Raw genomic sequence first — 17180 nt, 5'->3', positions numbered from 1 at the left:
GCCAATGCCCCATCTCGACCACCTCACCATCGTCGCCCCGACCCTCCAGGAGGGCGTCGACCATGTTGGCGATCGCCTCGGCCTCGACATGCCCTTCGGCGGCCGGCATCCGGAGATGGGGACGCTCAATCACCTGCTCCGCCTCGGCGACGACGTCTTCCTCGAAGTGATCGCCATCGATCCCGAGGCCGCGCGCCCGGCCCATCCACGCTGGTTCGGTCTCGACGATGCCGAGCGCGTTCGGCGCGACTGGGATGCCGGCCACCGGCTCAGGACCTGGGTCGCCCGCACGTCCGAACTCGACGCCATCCTCGACCGGATGGCACCGTTGATGGGACGAAGCCGACGCGTCTCGCGAGGCGACCGGGTCTGGTCCTTCGGCGTCCGCGACGACGGCGCGCTGCCCCTCGACGGTCTGGCGCCCTGCCTCATCGATTGGGGCGAGCGCGGCTGCCCGGCCGGCACGATGCCCGACCTCGGCGCCCGGCTCTCCGCCTTCATCGTCAAGCATCCGGACCCGGCGGCGGTAGAGCGCCTCTATCGTGACCTCGGCCTGGTCTCGCCGATCGCGATCCGCGCGGGCGCGCGCTTCCGCTACGAGGCTGTCATCGAGACGCCGGATGGTGTTTGGGTCCTGTCGTAGCGCGGTACTCTGAAGTCTTGGCTCTTCCCCAAGCGCTCGAAACGAAAATACGTTATGGTCCCTCCGCCGTCTCGGGAGACGCCCATGCCCCTCACGATTCCCGTCATCCTCGGCTCGGTCCGCTCCGACCGCCAGGGTCTGCGCGCCGCGCGCTTCCTGATCGCTCAGCTCGAAGCGCGCGGGCATGAGGCGCCCCTGGTCGATCCGGCGGAGCTGCAGCTCCCGCTCCTCGATAGGATGTACAAGGAATACCCGAAGGGCGAGGCGCCGAAGGTGCTGGAGGATCTCGCCACGCTCTATCGGCGCTCGGATGCCTTCGTGGTGGTCTCGGCCGAGTACAACCACTCGATCCCGCCGGCCCTCTCGAATACCCTCGACCACTTCCTGGAGGAGTATCACTGGCGGCCCTCGGCGATCTGCTGCTACTCCGCCGGCCAATATGGCGGCGTGCGGGCCGCGATGCAGCTGCGCGCGATGCTGGGCGAACTCGGCACGCCAAGCATCCCCTCGCTGCTGCCGATCCCGCGCATCGGCAAGGCCCTCGATGCGGAGGGCGTCGCCCAGGACGAGTGGCTTGGAAAAGCCGCCGGCCGCTTCCTCGACGAACTCACCTGGTACGCCGAGGCCCTGAAGGCCAAGCGCGCAGGCGGCACGCCGTACTGAACCGCCCTCACCCGCGGATCGGCAATCCCGTTTCGATGAGCCTCGCCCAGAGGGAGGCGCCATAGGGCGCTGCCTCGTCGCAGAAATCGTACTCGGGGTGGTGCAGACCGGCGGAATCGCCATTGCCGAGGAAGATGTAGGCGCCGGGGCGATGCTCCAGCATGTAGGAGAAATCCTCGGCCGCCATCATCGGCGCTACGTCCCTGTCGACATGGTCGTCGCCGACGATGCCGGCCGCGACATCGGCCACGAAGGCGGTCTCGGCCGGGTGGTTCTCGGTGACGGGATAGCCGCTGCCGTACTCCACCGTCGCGGCGGCGCCGAAGCCGGCGGCGACTTGAGTCACGAGGGCGTCGATGCGTTCCTGAACCATGGTTCGGATCGGCTTCGACAAGGCCCGCATCGTGCCGCGCATGATTACCTGATGCGGGAGGACATTGAACGCCTCACCGGCCTCGAAGGCGCAGACCGAGACGACCGCGCTCTCCAGGGGATCGACCGACCGCGAGACGACCGATTGCAGGGCGATCACGATGTGGCTCGCCACCAGAACGGAATCGACCGTGAGATGCGGCAGGGCCGCGTGCCCGCCCCTCCCCTGGATGGTGATGGTGAAGCGGTCGGTGGAGGCCATGATCGGGCTCGTCCGGATCGCGAAGCGGCCGATCGGCAGCCCGGGAATGTTGTGCATGCCGTAGACGGATTCGACGCCGAAGCGCTCCATCATCCCGTCGCGCACCATGGCCTCACCGCCCCCTCCTCCTTCCTCCGCAGGCTGGAAGATCAGCACAGCGGTGCCGTCGAAATCGCGGGTTTCGGCGAGGTATTTGGCTGCGCCGAGCAGCATCGCGGTGTGCCCGTCATGGCCGCAGGCGTGCATCCTCCCCTCCACCGTCGACCTGTAGGGCAGGTCGCGGACCTCGCGGATCGGCAGGGCGTCCATGTCGGCGCGCAGGCCGATGGCACGGTTTGAGCCGTGAGCCCTACCCCTGATCACGCCGACGACGCCGGTGCGACCGATCCCGGTGACGATCTCGTCGCAGCCGAAGGCCTTCAGTTTCTCGGCGACGAAGCCGGCTGTGCGGTGGACGTCGTAGAGCAATTCCGGGTGAGCATGCAGATCGTGCCGCCAGGAGACGATCTCGTCCGAGAAGGCGGCGATCCGGTCGAGGACGGGCATAGGAACTTTCCGATGGGTCGGTTTCCCTGACGCTACAGCAAAGCCGAGGCCATGGCGTCCCCGCGAGAGAGCGCATCCTCTGCGGTGATATGGATCACGCCCTTCGCAGGCGCAGGGCGTTGGTAAGAACGAAAACGCTCGACAACGCCATCGCGGCAGCGGCGAGGATCGGCGAGAGCAGCGGGCCACCGAAGGCGTGGAGGAGGCCGGCCGCCACGGGGATCAGCGCGACGTTGTACGCGAAAGCCCAGAACAGGTTCTGGCGGATGTTTCGGATGACGGTCTGAGAGAGGGCCACGGCCTTGGCGACGCCCGCCACATCCCCCGCCATCAGAACGACATCGGCGCTCTCGACGGCGATGTCGGTGCCGGTGCCGATCGCGAGACCGATATCGGCCTCCGCCAAAGCGGGTGCATCGTTGATCCCGTCGCCCACGAATGCAATCGGGCCACGGGCATCCCGAAGGCGCCGGACCGCGTCGACCTTGCCGGCGGGAAGCACCTCGGCTTCCACGATGGCGATGCCGAGAGCGGCAGCGACCCGCTCGGCGGTCCGGCGATCGTCGCCTGTCACCATCGCGACGGTCACTCCCCGAGACTTGAGATCGGCAATGGCCGCCTCCGCACCGGGCTTCACCGGATCGGCGACGGAGAAGGTCGCGGCGAGACGGCCCTCCAAGGCGACGTGAAGCGGACGGTTCGCGAGGCCCGCAACGCCGGTGTCGCAGGCAACGCCGAGCTTTTCCATGTAGCGGCGAGCGCCGACGGCCACCTGACGCCCCCCGACCCGGCCTGAGACGCCGAAGCCCGGCTCACTCGCGAAATCCTCGACATTCTCCAAGGCGAGGCCCTTCGCCTCAGCCGCCTCGACCAAGGCACGGCCGATCGGGTGTTCGGACCTCGCCTCGACGCCAGCCGCAAGCGCCATCACCTCGTCTTGTGCAAAGCCCGGCGCGGCCTGGAAGGCCGTCACGGCCGGCCGCCCGAGAGTCAGCGTTCCGGTCTTGTCGAAGGCCACCACCCGCACGTCGCGAAGAGTTTGGAGGGCTGTGCCGTTGCGAAACAGAACCCCCTGCTCGGCGGCGCGACCAGTTCCGACCATGATCGAGGTCGGGGTCGCCAGGCCCATCGCGCAGGGGCAGGCGATGATGAGCACCGCGATGGCGTTGACGAGCGCAAGCCCAAGGGCGGGGCTTGACCCGAGAATCAGCCACGCGAGAAAGGTAGCGAGGGCGGCCAGGATGATGGCCGGCACGAACCACAGGGTGACCCGGTCGACCAGGGCCTGGATTGGCAGTTTGGCGCCTTGTGCCGCCTCGACCATCGCGACGATCTGCGCCAGCACCGTGTCGGCGCCCGTAGCGCCCACTTTGAGATCGAGGCTGCCATTGCCGTTGAGTGTGCCGCCGACGAGCTTGGATCCTGCCTCCTTGCGGATCGGCGACGCCTCGCCGGTGATCATGCTCTCGTCGACGAAGCCGTTTCCGCCGATAACGAACCCGTCGGCGGCGATACGCTCTCCCGGCCGCACCCGCACCACGTCATCGACCTTCAGGTTCGCGATGGCGACATCCACTTCAGAGCCGTCGCGCACGAGCCGCGCCGTCTTCGGCCGGAGCCCGACAAGGTGGGTTATGGCCGCGCTCGTCCGTCCCCGCGCCCGCGCCTCCAGGCTGCGCCCGACGAGGATGAGGGTGACGATGAGGACAGACGCCTCGAAGTAGAGATGCGCCGTCCCCGGCGGAAGCAAATCGGGCGAGAGGGTCGATACGATGGAGTAGAGGTAGGCCGCTCCCGCACCCAACGCCACGAGAGCGTTCATGTCGGGGTGGCCGCGCAGCAGGGTCGGAACCCCGCGCGTGAAGAAGCGCCGGCCTGGCCAGGCGAGCACTGCCGTCGCCAGGATTCCCTCGATGAGGCCGAGTCCGCGCATCCCAAGGGCATCGTGGAGGTAGTGCCCGAAGGCCGGAATCTGGTGGCCACCCATGTCGAGGATGACGATCGGCAGGGAGAGGACCATGGCGATGATGACGTCGCGGCGCAGAGCCGCCGCCTCCTGCTCCTGGCGGTCAGCCTTCGAGACCTCAGACTTGGATTCGACACGGCCTGGGTCGTAGCCGGCCGCCCTAATGGCGTCCTCCAGGGACGCCCGCGCCACGAGACCGTCTGGATGGCGGATCGTGGCCTCGCCGGTGGCGAGATTGACCGAGGCAGAGACGACGCCCGGAACTTTGGTGAGCGCCTTCTCCACGCGCGCGACGCAGGACGCGCAGGTCATGCCCTCGATCCCGACCGTCGTCGTGGTTTCGGTGACGGAGTAGCCGGCCCGGTCTATCGCACCCAAGGCGGCACTCGCCGTTTCCCAACTGGCAATCCGCAGGTTCGCACGGCCGGTAGCGAGATTGGCGGATACGTCGGTTGTCCCCGGAAGAGCAGTGAGCGCCTTCTCGACGCGCCCGACGCACGATGCGCAGGTCATGCCCTCGACGGCGAGGCTGATCTGCCTGCCGGCGCCGACAGGCGCTGACGTAGCGAGGGGCGATGCCGATGGTCGAGGATCGGTGACGAGGGTCATACCCGACGATGTGGGCTCTGGGTTGGCGAATGAGTAGTCAGGCCGCCGCCTCCGAGCGATGCTCGGGAAGCAGGGCCTTCACGGTCGTCCCCTCATCCGGCACGCTTTCGATGATGAGGCGCCCGCGATGGCGGTTCACGATGTGCTTGACGATGGCGAGACCGAGGCCGGTTCCGCCCTGATCCCGGCTCGACGCCACGTCGACGCGATAGAAGCGCTCGGTCAGGCGCGGGATGTGCTCGGCCGCGATCCCAGGTCCGTTATCGCTGACCGCCAAGACGAAACGCGGCTTGCGCAGGTTCTGCGGGTCCTCTCGGTTCAGCGATACCGTCACGGTGCCGCCGCCACCGTATTTCACGGCGTTCTCGACGAGGTTCTCGACCACGCGCAGCAACTCGTCGCGGTCGCCGAGGATCGGATGGGGTTCGTCCGTTGCCTCGACCACGAGGGTGACGCCGCGGTTCCGGGCGAGCGGACCTTGCGTGTCGACCATCTGACGGACGATCTGGGCGAGATCCTCGACCCGCGTCGGGGCGACGTGCTCGCGCAGCTCGATGCGCGAGAGCGAGAGCAGGTCGTCGATGAGCCGGGTCATGCGCAGGGCCTGCATCCGCATGATGCCAAGGAAGCGCTCGCGGGCGGCGGTATCGTTGCGGGCCGGTCCCTGCAGTGTCTCGATGAAGCCGAGGAGCGAGGCGAGCGGCGTGCGCAGTTCGTGGCTCGCATTGGCGACGAAATCGACCCGCATCGCTTCGAGGCGCCGGGCCGAAGTCAGGTCGCGCAGGAACAGGACCACGTTCGGCTGACCGCCGGCCGGCCCCTCCGGCATCGGCAGGGCTCCGATCTGCACCTCGAAGGCCCGCTCGGTCGGCACCCTGGTGTTGTAGAGCGTCTTGAGCGGCTGGCCCGTCCTCAGGACCTCCTCGATACCGTCGAGGATCTCGGGTGCGCGGAGGGCAAAGGAGAGCGGGTGCCGCAGTTTCAGGTTCGGCAACAGCGCGCGTGCGGCGGGATTGACCTCGATCACCACCGCGCGCCGGTCGACGAGGATGACGGGGTCGGGGATGTTGGCGAGGAGGGCTTCGGCGACCGAATGGCGCTCCGACGCGTCCGGCTCCACCGGGATCACGGTGTGAGGCCGCCCGATCAGGGACCCGATCGCCCCGCCGAGGGCGAGCGCCAGGATCGCCGACCCGGCCAAGCTCATGTCGACTGCGCCTTGGACGATCTCTGCCGCTGCAAGGACGGCCACGGCGACGGCTGCGCCGCTCCAGGCCGATCTGCGTGCTCCGCGCGCCATCGATCCTTCTCCGTCAGCAGCACGCCGGTCAGGGCGCAGCGCGGGCGCGCCTCAGGCGACGCAGGATCTCGTAGGCGCCGAGCATGACGAGGGCGAGACCGAAGGGCACCAGATAGTAGCAAACCCGGAACAGCAGCAGGGCGCCGAGCACCTGGTCGCGCGGCAGGCTCGACAGGGCGATGAGGATCGTCGCCTCGAAGACGCCGAGACCGCCCGGCGCATTCGAGGCGATGCCGAGCATCGCTGCCAGCACATAGATGGCGAGGAAGGTCGAGAAGCCGAAACTGAGGCCGGCGGGCAGCAGGACGTAGAGTGTCGCCGCCGCAGCGCAGACGTCGCCGATGCCGACGATCATCTGGCTGAACGACACCGAGGCGCCGGGCAGTTCGAGGCGCCAGCCCTTCACCTTGACGCTGCGGCGCTTTAGCGAGACCCAGGCGAGATAGCTGACGACCGCGATCAGCGCCGCTAGTCCGACGCCTTGGTTGAGGCGGATGCTTGTCAGGGTGAGTGCGGCAAGCTGGCCTGCCTCGATGATGAGGCTGAGCCCCAGGACCACCCCCATGCCGAGCCAGAAGGTGAAGCCGGCGATCACGGTCAGCGCCGCGATCTTCGCTGGGCTCAGGCCCTTTCCCGAATAGATCCAATAGCGAATGGTGCCCGCTGTCAGGAGCGGGAAGCCGAGGGTGAAACTCACGGCATAGCTGGTGAACGAGGCGAGCGCCGTGGTCCGGTAAGGTACCGTAAGCTTCAACTGCCGTAACGCCAGCGCGTCGTAGCATGTGAGAAACATGTAGCTGACGGTGACGAAGAGGAAGGCGAGACCAAGCTGGCTCGGCGTCGCCGCCGTGAAGGCCGCATGCATCTCCGCCCAGGTGACCGTCTGGACGAGCTTCCACAGGACGCCAAGCGAGACCGCGAAGATGACGATGCTCGCGGCAGTCCCGATCCAGGCATAACGCCCTCGAAAACCCGTCTTCGGTACGGCCGCGACATCAGGCTTGGGCCCGTCCTCGGGTTTCACCGGCTCGGCATTCGCGAGCCCTTTGTGCTGTCCCGCAAAGTTCATGTCGTCGGCGTCCGCCTCCGCCGGGGCGCCATGGTCGTCCCGTAAGGAAGCCTGGCTGATCCCGAGCTTTTGCCGGACCGCGGCCCGTTCGCCCGCATTTAGGAGGTTTGACGGCCGAAGGCCAGGGAGGGGCACTCGCCATCCCATCTTACCGGGCTTGAGCCAGGCGGCTCACTGGCGAGGATCGCTGCGGCTTGCGCGAGGCCTGCGATGATTCGGCGCCGCACGTCCGGTGATGTGCACACATAGGTCGGGCTCGGGTGCGGCACCCTGACGATCGGAATGACGGGAAACCGTTCTGCGATGCTGGGCGTCAACTCGCCCGCCATGCGCCCGGCGAGGACCACGACCTTCAGGTACGGGAGGCAGTCGATCAGCCGGGCGAGATAGGGTTGCGCATCGAGCAACTCCGACCGGCGGGGCGCCCGGTTGCTGGCACCTTCGGCATGGATGACCCACGGCACGGCATTCCAGATCACAGTGTCGCGACGATGGAGCCGTGCCTCCTCGGCAAACCGGAACAGGTTCGCGGCGGTGCCGGTCGGGTTGTCGCGCGAGACGAAGCCGGTTCGTCGGATGGTTGGGCCGGGCGTTTCGAGGAGCAGGAGGGCGCGTGCCTTCGAACCACCGTCGAGGGGATCTGGCTCAGGCACCGCCGCTCCCCGCTCGATCGCGATCTCGCGGGCGAGGTCGCGCAAGGCCTTCACGTGAGTCGCGGATTCGGCAGTCGCCAGGCGGCGGATAACCTCGGCCGGATCACCGAGGCTCTTCGGAGCAGTCGGATCAACTTGCCCGGACATCTTCGAGAATGGCTGGCAAACCACCTGAGAGCCGGAAGCGCTCCGTAGACGCATTCTGTCCGAGACGCTCGCGCAGGCCGTCGATGCCACCGAACTGGAAGCCGAGTTGGCTTGCATACGCCGAGCATGCGGCGAACTTCGCGGCTTCAGCCTCTGGGGAAACTTCGATCTCCCAGGTCGGCAGGCTTGCGAACGTGGCCCGCATCGGTTCCTTCGGATCGTCGGTCCGTACCGTGTAGGGAAAGTCGCGCCACCAAAGAGCTGGCGTCGCGAGACCGAGCGAGCGAAGCGCACAGATGACCTGGAGATGGTCGACATGCCCGCCGACCCCCTGGGGCGCCAGGATCAGGTCGGGCTGCAACTCCTCGATCAATCCGGAAATGGCAGCGGCGATGTCGTCCGCGATCCCATCGTCTTCGCGCAGACTGGCGAAGAGTTCCGGTGCCGAGCCGTAACCGCGGTGCGGGGCCTCATGAAGGCTCATGTGACGCGGCAGGGAGATGCCGAGGGCGCGCGCTGCCGCTACGTCCTCGGCGCGGCGCAAAGCCATGTAATCGACCTCCGGTGCCAGTCCCTTGTCCGTCTGGCAGGCCAGGGCGAAGCCCGTCGGGTCGGGCACAGACCCCGTAAACACCGTCGACATCACGACCCGCCAGCCGGCATTCGCGAGGGTCGCGAGCATGCCGCCGCAGGAGAAGGCGGCGTCGTCGAGATGAGGCGAGAGTGCGAGGGCTGTCGGCATCACTCAGAGCAGGTGCGGCTCAGCGCGAAAGCGGCAAGACGGATCGTACGGCAGGGCCTCGGAGAAGCCCGCGTCCGGAGCTTGCGTCGCGATGGCCGCGTAGACATCCATGATCTGTCGGCCGACGGTGGTCCAGGAATAGACCCGCCGGCACTCCTCGAGCCCGTCGCTGGCGATGCGCATACGCAGATCTGCGTCCTCGATCACCCTAGTCAGTGCCTTCGCCAGGGCCGGAACATCGCCCGGCTGGACGAGCAGGCCGTTCTCGCCGTCACGCAGGCAATCCGAGACACCGACCGAATGGGTGGAGACGACGGCAAGGCCCGCTGCCATCGCTTCGAGGATCGTGTTGGAGAAGCCTTCCGCATAGGTCGGCGAAACGAAGACGTCGGCTCGCCGGTAGAGTTCGGGCACGGTGTCGTAATCGGCGTAACCGGTGAACGCCACATGCGCCGAGGTGAAGCCGATCTCGTCGGAGCGAACACGGGCGGCCTCGACGTCCGGGCCGATGCCGGAAATCGTCGCTTCGAACGGAAGGCCTGCCTCCCAAACGCGTTCCAGCGCATCAAGGAAGTCGAGCACGCCTTTCCGGCGGTCGACACGCCCATGATAGAGGAGCCGGACCGGGTCCTCGCCCTCGACCGGCCTGCCAGGTGTGAAGCGCGCGGTGTCCACGGCGCCCGGCACGATGGTGAAGCGAGCGGGGTCTGAGCCGAGCCGGTCGCAGACTTCCTCGACGAAGGACGCGCCGCCGATCAGGAGCGCGTTGGCGTGAGCCAGCACCTCGCACATCGCGACACGATGGGTCTCGCAGCACGAGCCGACCCAATGCCCGTCGCCGCCCTGGATCGAGATCACGTTCGGCACGCCGATCCGTTTGGAAGCGAGCAGCGTCGCCCAGCCGGTCGGATAGCCATATTGGGCATGCAGGACGTCGAACGGGCGCTTTGCATGCTCGGCCACGATGCTCTCGACCATCGTCTCGATGTCGCGCTCGAAATTGCCGCCCTCCTGCTCGCCGATCTGCTCCAGGCCGATCACGTGGACGCCCGGCACCGGCGGCGGCGGTCCACCGCCATAGACGCGGGTACCGAACTCATCGCCGCGATACTGGCTGATCATCGTCACGTCATGGCCGGCGCCGACGAGCTCGCACAGAAGGTTCTGCGCGTAGACGCTCATGCCGGAGATCGCCGGGAAGTAGCGCCGGCTGACGAAGCAGATTCTCAACCGTGCCTCCGGCATTCGCGTAGATAGGAGAGCGAGGCCGGCACCATGATGTCGGCCCGGTGGCTCTCGCGGGAGAGCTCTACGCAGACGAGCTTCTCGTAGCCGATTGATTCCAGGGCGGCGAGCACGCCCGGCACATCCATATCGCCCTCCCCGAATGGCAGGTGGATGTGGACGCCTCGCGCCATGTCCTCGATCGCCACGGTGCCGATCCGGTCGGCGAACTCGGCCACCGCGGCGGCCGGCTCGCGCTCCTGCGTGACGAGGCAATGTCCGGTATCGAGAGCGAGGCGGAGCCCATCGATCTGAAGAGCCGCGTAGTCGTCCAGCGTTTCGATCAGCATGCCGGGCTCGGGTTCGAGGCAGGCTGCGACGCCTTGCTCCTCGGCATAGGCGACAATCTCAACGAGTCCCTCGCGCAGCCAAGTCTTAGCATCGGCGTGATCGACGCCGGGCTTCGGCACTCCGGCCCAGAACGACACCGCCTCGGATCCAAGGATGCCGCCGATCTCGAAGGCGCGCTTGAGAAAACCGATCCGATGCAGCCGGGCCGAGGCGTCGGCCGTCACCAGAGTGGGTTCGTGTTTGGCTCGCGGATCGAGGAGGAAGCGGGCGCCGGTCTCGATCACCGAACCGAGGCCGAGCCGTTGCAGCCGGCTCGCCACTCGCTCCGCTTCCTTCACCCATCCCTCGGCGAAGGGATCGAGATGATGGATGTCGAGGGTGAGGGCGACGCCGTCGTAGCCGGCCTCCGCTATGAGATCGATGGCGTCGTCGAGGCGGTGATTGGCGGTGCCGTTGGTGTTGTAGGCGAAGCGCAGGGTCACGCCGCCCTCCCCCGCTGCGATAAGCGGAACGGAGCGTGATGCGTTTCCGGCTCGCGATAGAGCGGATAATGGTTTCCGACGATCTCGTCCGCCATGGCGGTGTCGAACAGAGGCTGGCCACCGAAGCGCTCGATCGCCTCAGGGGTCAGGCGAACCGGGCACAGGGTCTCGCTCTCGCCGCTGAAGCGGATCAACGGATGGTCGCGCTCGATGAGCTTATGCGTGTTGCGCTCGCCGATACGGTGGTAGCTCATGGTCTCGACTTCCAGACCCGGCACGATCGCCTTGACGATGCCGACGCCCCCGTTCGGCGGAGAGCAATCGACGTAGAGGACGTCGAAGCCGGCTTCCTCCAGCCGCTCCTGAGCGATCCGGCCGCGGGCATGCCCATCCGGCGCGTGCGTCGTCGGAAGTTCGGCGAAGGGCTTCGTACTCCGCTCTGAATAGACCTTGTCCTTAAGGACGTCGCGCAGGTCTTCCGGTGGCAGGACGATCCAGTCGAGCATGGCTCGCAACGCCCTGCCCTCCTCCAGATCGAGACTCGGCAAGGCCTTAGTGATGAAGGCGTCGACATAGCCCGGCGGCGTCACCCGCTCGGCAAAGCTCAACGGCCCATGGCCGAAGGCCTTGCGGACTCGAGCCGCCTGGAATTCGAGGAGCGCCTTGCGCAGCGCCCGCTCGCGGTCGGGATCGCAGGCCTCGCCGCAGGCCGAAAGTGCGATCGGGACCGGGGTGTCGGCGAGGTTCCGGTCGTAGCCGACGACGTAGAGGTTCGTCAGCCCGAATTGATCCGTCGCGAATTTTGGCAGCGCGCGGATTCCGAGTGCATCCAGCTTGTCGAGCATCGCCCGGTTCTCCGAGCCGATCCCGTCGAGATCGAGCATCACACCCTGGTCCAGCGCGCGGAACAGGAGCCCATTGCCGTCACGCTGCAGGAGTTCGAGGAGGCCGTGGCCGAGGGCGAACGGCACATCCGGGCCGGCCCCCAAGCCGTTGGTGATGAGGTTGGTGAAAGGCTTGTATCCCTCGCTCAGCTCGAAATAGTCGGTGGCGGCGATGTCGAGGGGCATCAGCACGGTTTCGCCGTTGCGGGCGCGTCTTGTCGGCGTCCATTCGAGCACGGTATCGCGGCCGACCGGACTTCCCGCGGGTAGGCATAAAGTCAGAGGATCGGCGACTGCGCCGGCGCCGAAGACGCGAAGGAGGTCGTGGTAGGAGCCGCGCTCTTTCTTGCGCGGCATCACGGCAAGCGACGGCATCAGGTTCTCGGCGATCTCGGCGACGGCACCGATCAATGCCTCGTCGTCGGTGGCGCCGTAGCCGATGCCGCTCGGCATCGCGCCGACGAAGAACGGATCGTCTAGGAAAAGCGACACGAACCAGACCGGGATGCCGGTGCGGTCGAGCGGTGACAGGGGGAACCCGACGATGCGGCCGGGCGGCAGGATGTCGAGATAGGCACGCACAGCGTCTGGCAGAGCGGCCGGCAGGCCCTCGATCCTGCGGGGTGAGCCGAAGCGGTAGGTGCGCGGCGCCTTGATGCGCGGATCGCGGGCTCGGGCGTCCTGGTCGTTGTCGCTCACTGACGCTCTCGTCCTTTTATCATTCTGCCGCCGAAGCGATCCTGTCGGGCAGCGTGCCGTAGGCGCGCGCCAGAAGCCGCATCGTATGCAGGTCGCGCTCGGCGCTGTAGGCCGCCCGCTCGGCCGGCCGGCGCAGGGCCGAACCGAAGGCGCGGACCTGTTCGAGGAACGGCGAGGCGGCGCCGTCGAAGGAGACAATCTCGGATGCGCCGGTTGTACCGTCAGTGAACGTCAGCGTACCGCCGGCCACCTGCCCCATCGTGTCGATCGCAACCAGCTGGCCGCCCGTACCCACCACTTCGAGGCGGCGGCGTGGCAATGCGTCGGGGCAATTGTAAGCGACGTGGAGGTTAGCCAGAATCCCGGCCTCGGTTCGACCGATCAGGATAGCGCCGTCGTCGACGGCATATTCCTGCGCGCGCGTCTGAGTCAGCGCGGCAATCTCGACAATGGACTCTCCGAGCAGAAAGTCGACGAGGTCGAGTCCGTGCGGCGCAAGGTCCATAAGCGCTCCGCCGCCGGCCTTGGCTTGGTCGATCCGCCAGTTGTCGAGGTCGGGCCGCGAGGTCCAGTCCCGCCCGAGCCAGCAGGCATAGACGATGCGGATCGTCGTGACGGTACCGAGGCGCCCGGCGAGGATGGCATGGCGCATGGACCGGTGGGCGGGGTGGTGACGCTGATCGAACGCCGTGCCGTAGAAGGTGCCTGATCGCCGGACGGCTGCTGCCATGGCCTCGGCATCGGCGAGGTCGGCGGCCATGGGCTTCTCGCACAGGATCGCCCTGCCCGAGCCTGCGATCGCTTCGATGGCAGAGCGATGCAGGTGGTTCGGCGTGGCGACGTAGATCGCCTCGACCTCGGATTCTTCCAGGAGTTCGTCAAAGCCAGGATGAGCCCGCGCCCCGTCCGCCATCGCGGCCTGGCGCGAGGCGCTACTCGGATCACACACCGCAATAAGACGATGACCGGCATCGCGGATGGCCGGAGCCATGTAGTCGCGGGCGACCCAGCCATAGCCGACGATGCCCCATCCGACCGCATCCGCCATCACCAGCGCTCCGGCAGGTCGACGAATTCGCGGCGGCGGACCCGTTCGGCGTAGGGCGACGCCTCACCACCGATCCAGTCCAGCACTTCCGGTCCCGGCGAGGTCACCGGGTAGGTTGCGTGCCCGGCATATTCCGCCTCGTAGCGCTCAGAAGGCCAAGCGACCTTGTAGCCCTCGCCGTTCGGCACGTAGAGCGGGTTGAGGCGCAGTTGCGTGCCCTCCCGCGGCAACGTGATCCCGTCTAGGACCTTGCGCGGTGCCGGGCGCATGCCAGGGCCGGCCACGACCGAGAAGGCTTCGGCACCGATCAGATCGGCGGGCGACTTCGGCGACGGCGCCCTGCCCTCGACGAGGGCGCGGGTGAGCTCGTCGTCATCATAGACGAGCCCGTCGGGAAATAGCTCCTCGATATCATTTGCGGAGACTGCGCCTCCGGCGGAAAAGCCGGGACGCGCCGAATTGTGGATATGGCTCAGTGCCAGCCAGCCATCCTCGCCGGCATTGCGGCGCAGGCAGTCGAGGATTCCCGCCTTGTCATCAAGGAAATAGAAGGCGTCGTTGCAGACGACGAGGTCGACCGGAGCACCGTGGATCGGCCAATGCGGCGAGGCAGCGTCGAAGCAGACGAGCTGCGCCTTGGCATTCAGCAACCAATGACGCGCAACCCAGAGCTTGGCGAAGACCACGTCACCGCCCGCGACCTTGGCGCCCCGACTCTGGAACTCGCGCAGGTAGTGGCCGATGCCGCAGGCGAACTCGAAGACGCAGGCCGGCTCGTTCCAGTGAGCCTCCAGAAGCGTCAGACCGGCGAGGAAGGTCGGATCGCTCCAGCGATGGAGGAAGTAGTCCCCCACGCGGCCCCATCCGAGGCGCAGGATTGCCTCGCGCAGGTTGAGGGTATCCCGGTCACGCCCCAAGGCGTGGAGGTCGATCGGGTCTGCCGGCGGGCCGGTCCACCAATCGTCCTGGTCGGCGAGGAGGCCTTCGAGAGCAAGTTCGCGCTTACCGTCATCGAGCAACTCGAGCGTCAATGACACGAGGTCGTCGCGCCCCGTCCTGAGGTAAGGGATGCCGTCGATGACAGGCCACCGGTCGCTCTCATCGGCTCCTCTCAGCGAGTGAGGCGTATCTGAACGAAGCGGATGGCCTGTCTGCGGCGAGAGAAGGTCAAACGGGATCATCGGCATTGCCCCGTACCAGCGTGTCTGGCGATCACGGGATGCGCATATCCTTCAGAACGCGGTCATGGAACCCTTTGACGGGGCCGTCATGAACGAGCTCCATATCGTCGAGCACGGTTCCCATCGTCAGCGACGCCGCCCTTAGATGCTGTGCAATCTGGAGTACGCGATCGATGGCGTCGGCAGCATGGAACGCACGGCCTTCCGCCGTGGCATCGTCCGATAGAACGGCGCGCGCGCCCTCGACGGTTCGCCTGAGGCGCTCGTCGAGGTCCTGAAGGGCGCGAAGCGTCGTCCGTTCCACGATCGGCCCGAGATGTTTGCCGAGCAGCATCTCACCGGTGAAGCCTGCATCGGGCATTGCCGCGTTGTGCAGATGATGGCTCATCGCCGCGAGAAAGACGGTCGTCGGGTCAGCGCGGTAGAACGGGCTGAGGACAACGCCATAGACCGCGACCATGAGGCAGTGTTCGGCATGGTTCTCGGGCGGCTCGAGCAGGATGCGAGCCCTTCCCGGGCAAGTGACCCCGGCGCGTGGCTGCTGTGCCAATGATAGAGCGAAGCCCGGTAGCGGACCGACCTTGAAATGCTCACGGAGGTGAAGCCGGTCCCTCAGTCGGTCGAGTAGATCCGGATCAAGATTCTCGGCGACGGCATCAAGACCGGACATCAGGATGGTGCCGACCTCCTCGTCAGATAGGCCTGCTTCCCCCAGAAACGCATCGTCGAGGTCGCAGAGGCGAGCTGCCGCAAGCGCTCTCGCGGTGACGTCCAGAACAACGGTTTCGGCAGACGACCCGCCAGTCAGCGCAGTCCATCCCTGAAAAAAGAGCCGCTCGGCGATCGAACCGTGCCGGCCCGCCGAGCGAACTCGCTTAAGGTCGTTGAGCTCTACGAGAAGGTCTCGCAGAGCCAGGGGGGCGGCTGCGCCTTCCCCCCGACCGAGTTCCGTCATCAGTGCACGCCGAGCCAGTCGAGCAGCATCGTCTGCTGCTTGCCAAAATCATGCTCGGGCCCACGGCCATTCTTCACCATCGGCGCCTTGAAGAAGCTCGAGAGTTGCTCCTGCACGCCGCCATCGCCGCGCGTCTTGGCAAGGTCGAGGATCCGGGCGATCTCGATCACCAGCGGTGCGGCCAAGATGGAATCCTTGCAGAGGAAATTGACCTTGATCTGCATGCGCTGACCCAGGAAGCCCGTGACGTCGATGTTGTCCCAGGCTTCCTTGTCGTCGCCGCGGGGGCGATAGTAGTGGATATGCACGAGATGATCCTCGACCGGATAGCCGAGGATCGAGTCGAGCACCGTGCCCTTCGTGTTCAGCTTCGACTGGAGCGAGTCCTTGTCATTGAGGGCGAGCCCGTCGCGGTTGCCAAGGATGTTGGTGGAGAACCAGCCATCCACGTGCAGCGCACGGGCCTTGAGGGCCGGCGCCAGCACCGTCTTCATCATCGTCTGACCGGTCTTGCCGTCCTTACCCGCCACCGGCACGTTCATCTCTCGTGCAAGTTCGAGCAGAGCCGGCACGTCGGCCGCGACGCTCGGCGTGAAGTTCGCATAGGGCACGCCGCTCTTGATGGCAGCGTAGGCATAGAGCATCGCCGGGCTGATCGCCTCGTCGCTGGTATCGAGACCCTTCTCGAAGGCTGCCGAAGAGTTCAGCACAGGTGCGGTGAGGTCCGGCCAGCGCTCTGTCGAGGCCAAGTTGACCACCACGACCTCGTCGAGGTTGCTCTCGAGCCGGAAGCGGCGAAGATCGTTCGCGATCACTGACACCGCTTCGCGATGGTCTGCGGCGACGATGCGGTTCGCACCGTCGATGTTCTTGCAGAACTTCGCGCTGCCCACGGCCGGCCAAGGCTTGATGCCTTTCAGGACCTGGGCGCCATTCTCGATATCCTGCTTCGTCAGAACGCCATGCTCTGCCGCGGCGTTGGCGAGGTCGTCATCGTTGAGATCCCAGCCGCCGAACACAAGGTCCTTGTAATCGGCGAGGCCTGCGACCGAGAGGCCGGCCAGTGGCAGGCCGTCGAGGCGGTTCGAGCCTGACTTGATCATCTCGATGCCCGCGATGGCCGTGGTGGCGACGGCGCCACCCATGCCAACGAAAGCCACGCCGACGCGGCGCCCGGTCTGCATGCTCATAGGGAAGACGCTTCCTTAGCTAAAACGCGGCGGTGGCAAGGGCTTGAGACGATGGGCCACCCGATTGACAACCCTTAACCTGGGACAGACCGCAGTCGTTCCAACCCCGGTGATGGACGCCTTTTTGCCGCGCCCAGCCTGAATGGCATCCGAACGTCCGTTTAACGAAGCACTAAGAAACGGCCTTAACGGTT

At 66.6% G+C, this 17180-nt stretch carries 15 protein-coding genes; 2 read left to right on the top strand and 13 right to left on the bottom strand.

What is annotated here, in order from left to right:
* The first annotated feature begins 4 nt into the window (after positions 1-4).
* Positions 5-643, top strand: a complete 639-nt coding sequence (locus K2Y56_RS18105; RefSeq protein ID WP_292510644.1) for a VOC family protein — start codon at positions 5-7, stop codon at positions 641-643.
* An 84-nt stretch (positions 644-727) separates the two neighbouring features.
* Positions 728-1306, top strand: a complete 579-nt coding sequence (locus K2Y56_RS18100; RefSeq protein WP_292510641.1) for an NADPH-dependent FMN reductase — start codon at positions 728-730, stop codon at positions 1304-1306.
* 7 nt (positions 1307-1313) lie between these two features.
* On the opposite strand, the gene K2Y56_RS18095 is transcribed toward K2Y56_RS18100, so the two are convergent.
* The 13 genes from K2Y56_RS18095 to K2Y56_RS18035 all read right to left on the bottom strand — a co-directional run bounded on the left by K2Y56_RS18095 (position 1314) and on the right by K2Y56_RS18035 (position 16986).
* Entirely contained in the window at positions 1314-2486 is a 1173-nt protein-coding gene (locus K2Y56_RS18095; RefSeq protein WP_292510638.1) for a M20 aminoacylase family protein, read from the bottom strand.
* A 94-nt stretch (positions 2487-2580) separates the two neighbouring features.
* Positions 2581-5061 carry a heavy metal translocating P-type ATPase gene (locus K2Y56_RS18090; RefSeq protein WP_292510634.1) on the bottom strand — a complete coding sequence of 827 codons (2481 nt, stop codon included), beginning with the start codon at positions 5059-5061 and terminating at the stop codon, positions 2581-2583.
* Positions 5062-5098: 37 nt separating this feature from the next.
* Entirely contained in the window at positions 5099-6361 is a 1263-nt protein-coding gene (locus K2Y56_RS18085) for an ATP-binding protein (RefSeq protein ID WP_292510631.1), read from the bottom strand.
* A gap of 28 nt (positions 6362-6389) precedes the next feature.
* Positions 6390-7430, bottom strand: a complete 1041-nt coding sequence (locus K2Y56_RS18080) for a lysylphosphatidylglycerol synthase domain-containing protein (protein ID WP_292510628.1) — start codon at positions 7428-7430, stop codon at positions 6390-6392.
* 98 nt (positions 7431-7528) lie between these two features.
* Positions 7529-8230, bottom strand: coding sequence for a uracil-DNA glycosylase (locus K2Y56_RS18075; RefSeq protein ID WP_292510626.1), 702 nt, complete (start codon positions 8228-8230; stop codon positions 7529-7531).
* On the bottom strand, positions 8214-8972 hold the full coding sequence (locus tag K2Y56_RS18070) for a PIG-L family deacetylase (protein WP_292510623.1): 759 nt from the start codon (positions 8970-8972) through the stop codon (positions 8214-8216). The genes K2Y56_RS18075 and K2Y56_RS18070 overlap by 17 nt, the downstream gene beginning before the upstream one ends.
* Positions 8973-8975: 3 nt before the next feature.
* A complete protein-coding gene (locus tag K2Y56_RS18065; RefSeq protein WP_292510620.1) occupies positions 8976-10202 on the bottom strand; it encodes a glycosyltransferase family 4 protein in 1227 nt (408 codons plus the stop codon).
* Positions 10199-11029 (bottom strand): sugar phosphate isomerase/epimerase family protein, encoded by an 831-nt coding sequence (locus K2Y56_RS18060; RefSeq protein WP_292510617.1) that lies wholly within the window; start codon positions 11027-11029, stop codon positions 10199-10201. Before K2Y56_RS18060 ends, K2Y56_RS18065 begins: the two co-directional genes overlap by 4 nt.
* On the bottom strand, positions 11026-12612 hold the full coding sequence (locus K2Y56_RS18055) for a YcaO-like family protein (RefSeq protein ID WP_292510614.1): 1587 nt from the start codon (positions 12610-12612) through the stop codon (positions 11026-11028). The genes K2Y56_RS18060 and K2Y56_RS18055 overlap by 4 nt, the downstream gene beginning before the upstream one ends.
* Before the next feature lie 19 nt (positions 12613-12631).
* Complete coding sequence (locus K2Y56_RS18050) at positions 12632-13660, bottom strand: Gfo/Idh/MocA family oxidoreductase (protein WP_292510611.1); 1029 nt, start codon at positions 13658-13660, stop codon at positions 12632-12634.
* A complete protein-coding gene (locus K2Y56_RS18045) occupies positions 13660-14841 on the bottom strand; it encodes a methyltransferase domain-containing protein (RefSeq protein WP_292510608.1) in 1182 nt (393 codons plus the stop codon). The genes K2Y56_RS18050 and K2Y56_RS18045 overlap by 1 nt, the downstream gene beginning before the upstream one ends.
* A gap of 31 nt (positions 14842-14872) precedes the next feature.
* Entirely contained in the window at positions 14873-15796 is a 924-nt protein-coding gene (locus tag K2Y56_RS18040; RefSeq protein WP_292510605.1) for a hypothetical protein, read from the bottom strand.
* On the bottom strand, positions 15796-16986 hold the full coding sequence (locus K2Y56_RS18035; RefSeq protein ID WP_292510602.1) for an inositol-3-phosphate synthase: 1191 nt from the start codon (positions 16984-16986) through the stop codon (positions 15796-15798). Before K2Y56_RS18035 ends, K2Y56_RS18040 begins: the two co-directional genes overlap by 1 nt.
* Positions 16987-17180: the final 194 nt, after the last annotated feature.

Source organism: Methylobacterium sp. (genome assembly GCF_019745455.1).
Lineage (GTDB): Bacteria > Pseudomonadota > Alphaproteobacteria > Rhizobiales > Beijerinckiaceae > Methylobacterium.
The sequence above is the reverse complement of the archived record's forward strand: the minus strand, read 5'-3'. Positions and strand labels throughout refer to the sequence as shown.

Bases quoted from the DNA above. Each gene is read 5' to 3' on its own strand.
- K2Y56_RS18045 (WP_292510608.1), bottom strand. From the start codon at position 14,841: ATGATCCCGTTTGACCTTCTCTCGCCGCAGACAGGCCATCCGCTTCGT.
- K2Y56_RS18050 (WP_292510611.1), bottom strand. From the start codon at position 13,660: ATGGCGGATGCGGTCGGATGGGGCATCGTCGGCTATGGCTGGGTCGCC.
- K2Y56_RS18035 (WP_292510602.1), bottom strand. From the start codon at position 16,986: ATGAGCATGCAGACCGGGCGCCGCGTCGGCGTGGCTTTCGTTGGCATG.
- K2Y56_RS18090 (WP_292510634.1), bottom strand. From the start codon at position 5,061: ATGACCCTCGTCACCGATCCTCGACCATCGGCATCGCCCCTCGCTACG.
- K2Y56_RS18075 (WP_292510626.1), bottom strand. From the start codon at position 8,230: ATGTCCGGGCAAGTTGATCCGACTGCTCCGAAGAGCCTCGGTGATCCG.
- K2Y56_RS18095 (WP_292510638.1), bottom strand. From the start codon at position 2,486: ATGCCCGTCCTCGACCGGATCGCCGCCTTCTCGGACGAGATCGTCTCC.
- K2Y56_RS18105 (WP_292510644.1), top strand. From the start codon at position 5: ATGCCCCATCTCGACCACCTCACCATCGTCGCCCCGACCCTCCAGGAG.
- K2Y56_RS18085 (WP_292510631.1), bottom strand. From the start codon at position 6,361: ATGGCGCGCGGAGCACGCAGATCGGCCTGGAGCGGCGCAGCCGTCGCC.
- K2Y56_RS18100 (WP_292510641.1), top strand. From the start codon at position 728: ATGCCCCTCACGATTCCCGTCATCCTCGGCTCGGTCCGCTCCGACCGC.
- K2Y56_RS18070 (WP_292510623.1), bottom strand. From the start codon at position 8,972: ATGCCGACAGCCCTCGCACTCTCGCCTCATCTCGACGACGCCGCCTTC.
- K2Y56_RS18080 (WP_292510628.1), bottom strand. From the start codon at position 7,430: ATGAACTTTGCGGGACAGCACAAAGGGCTCGCGAATGCCGAGCCGGTG.
- K2Y56_RS18040 (WP_292510605.1), bottom strand. From the start codon at position 15,796: ATGACGGAACTCGGTCGGGGGGAAGGCGCAGCCGCCCCCCTGGCTCTG.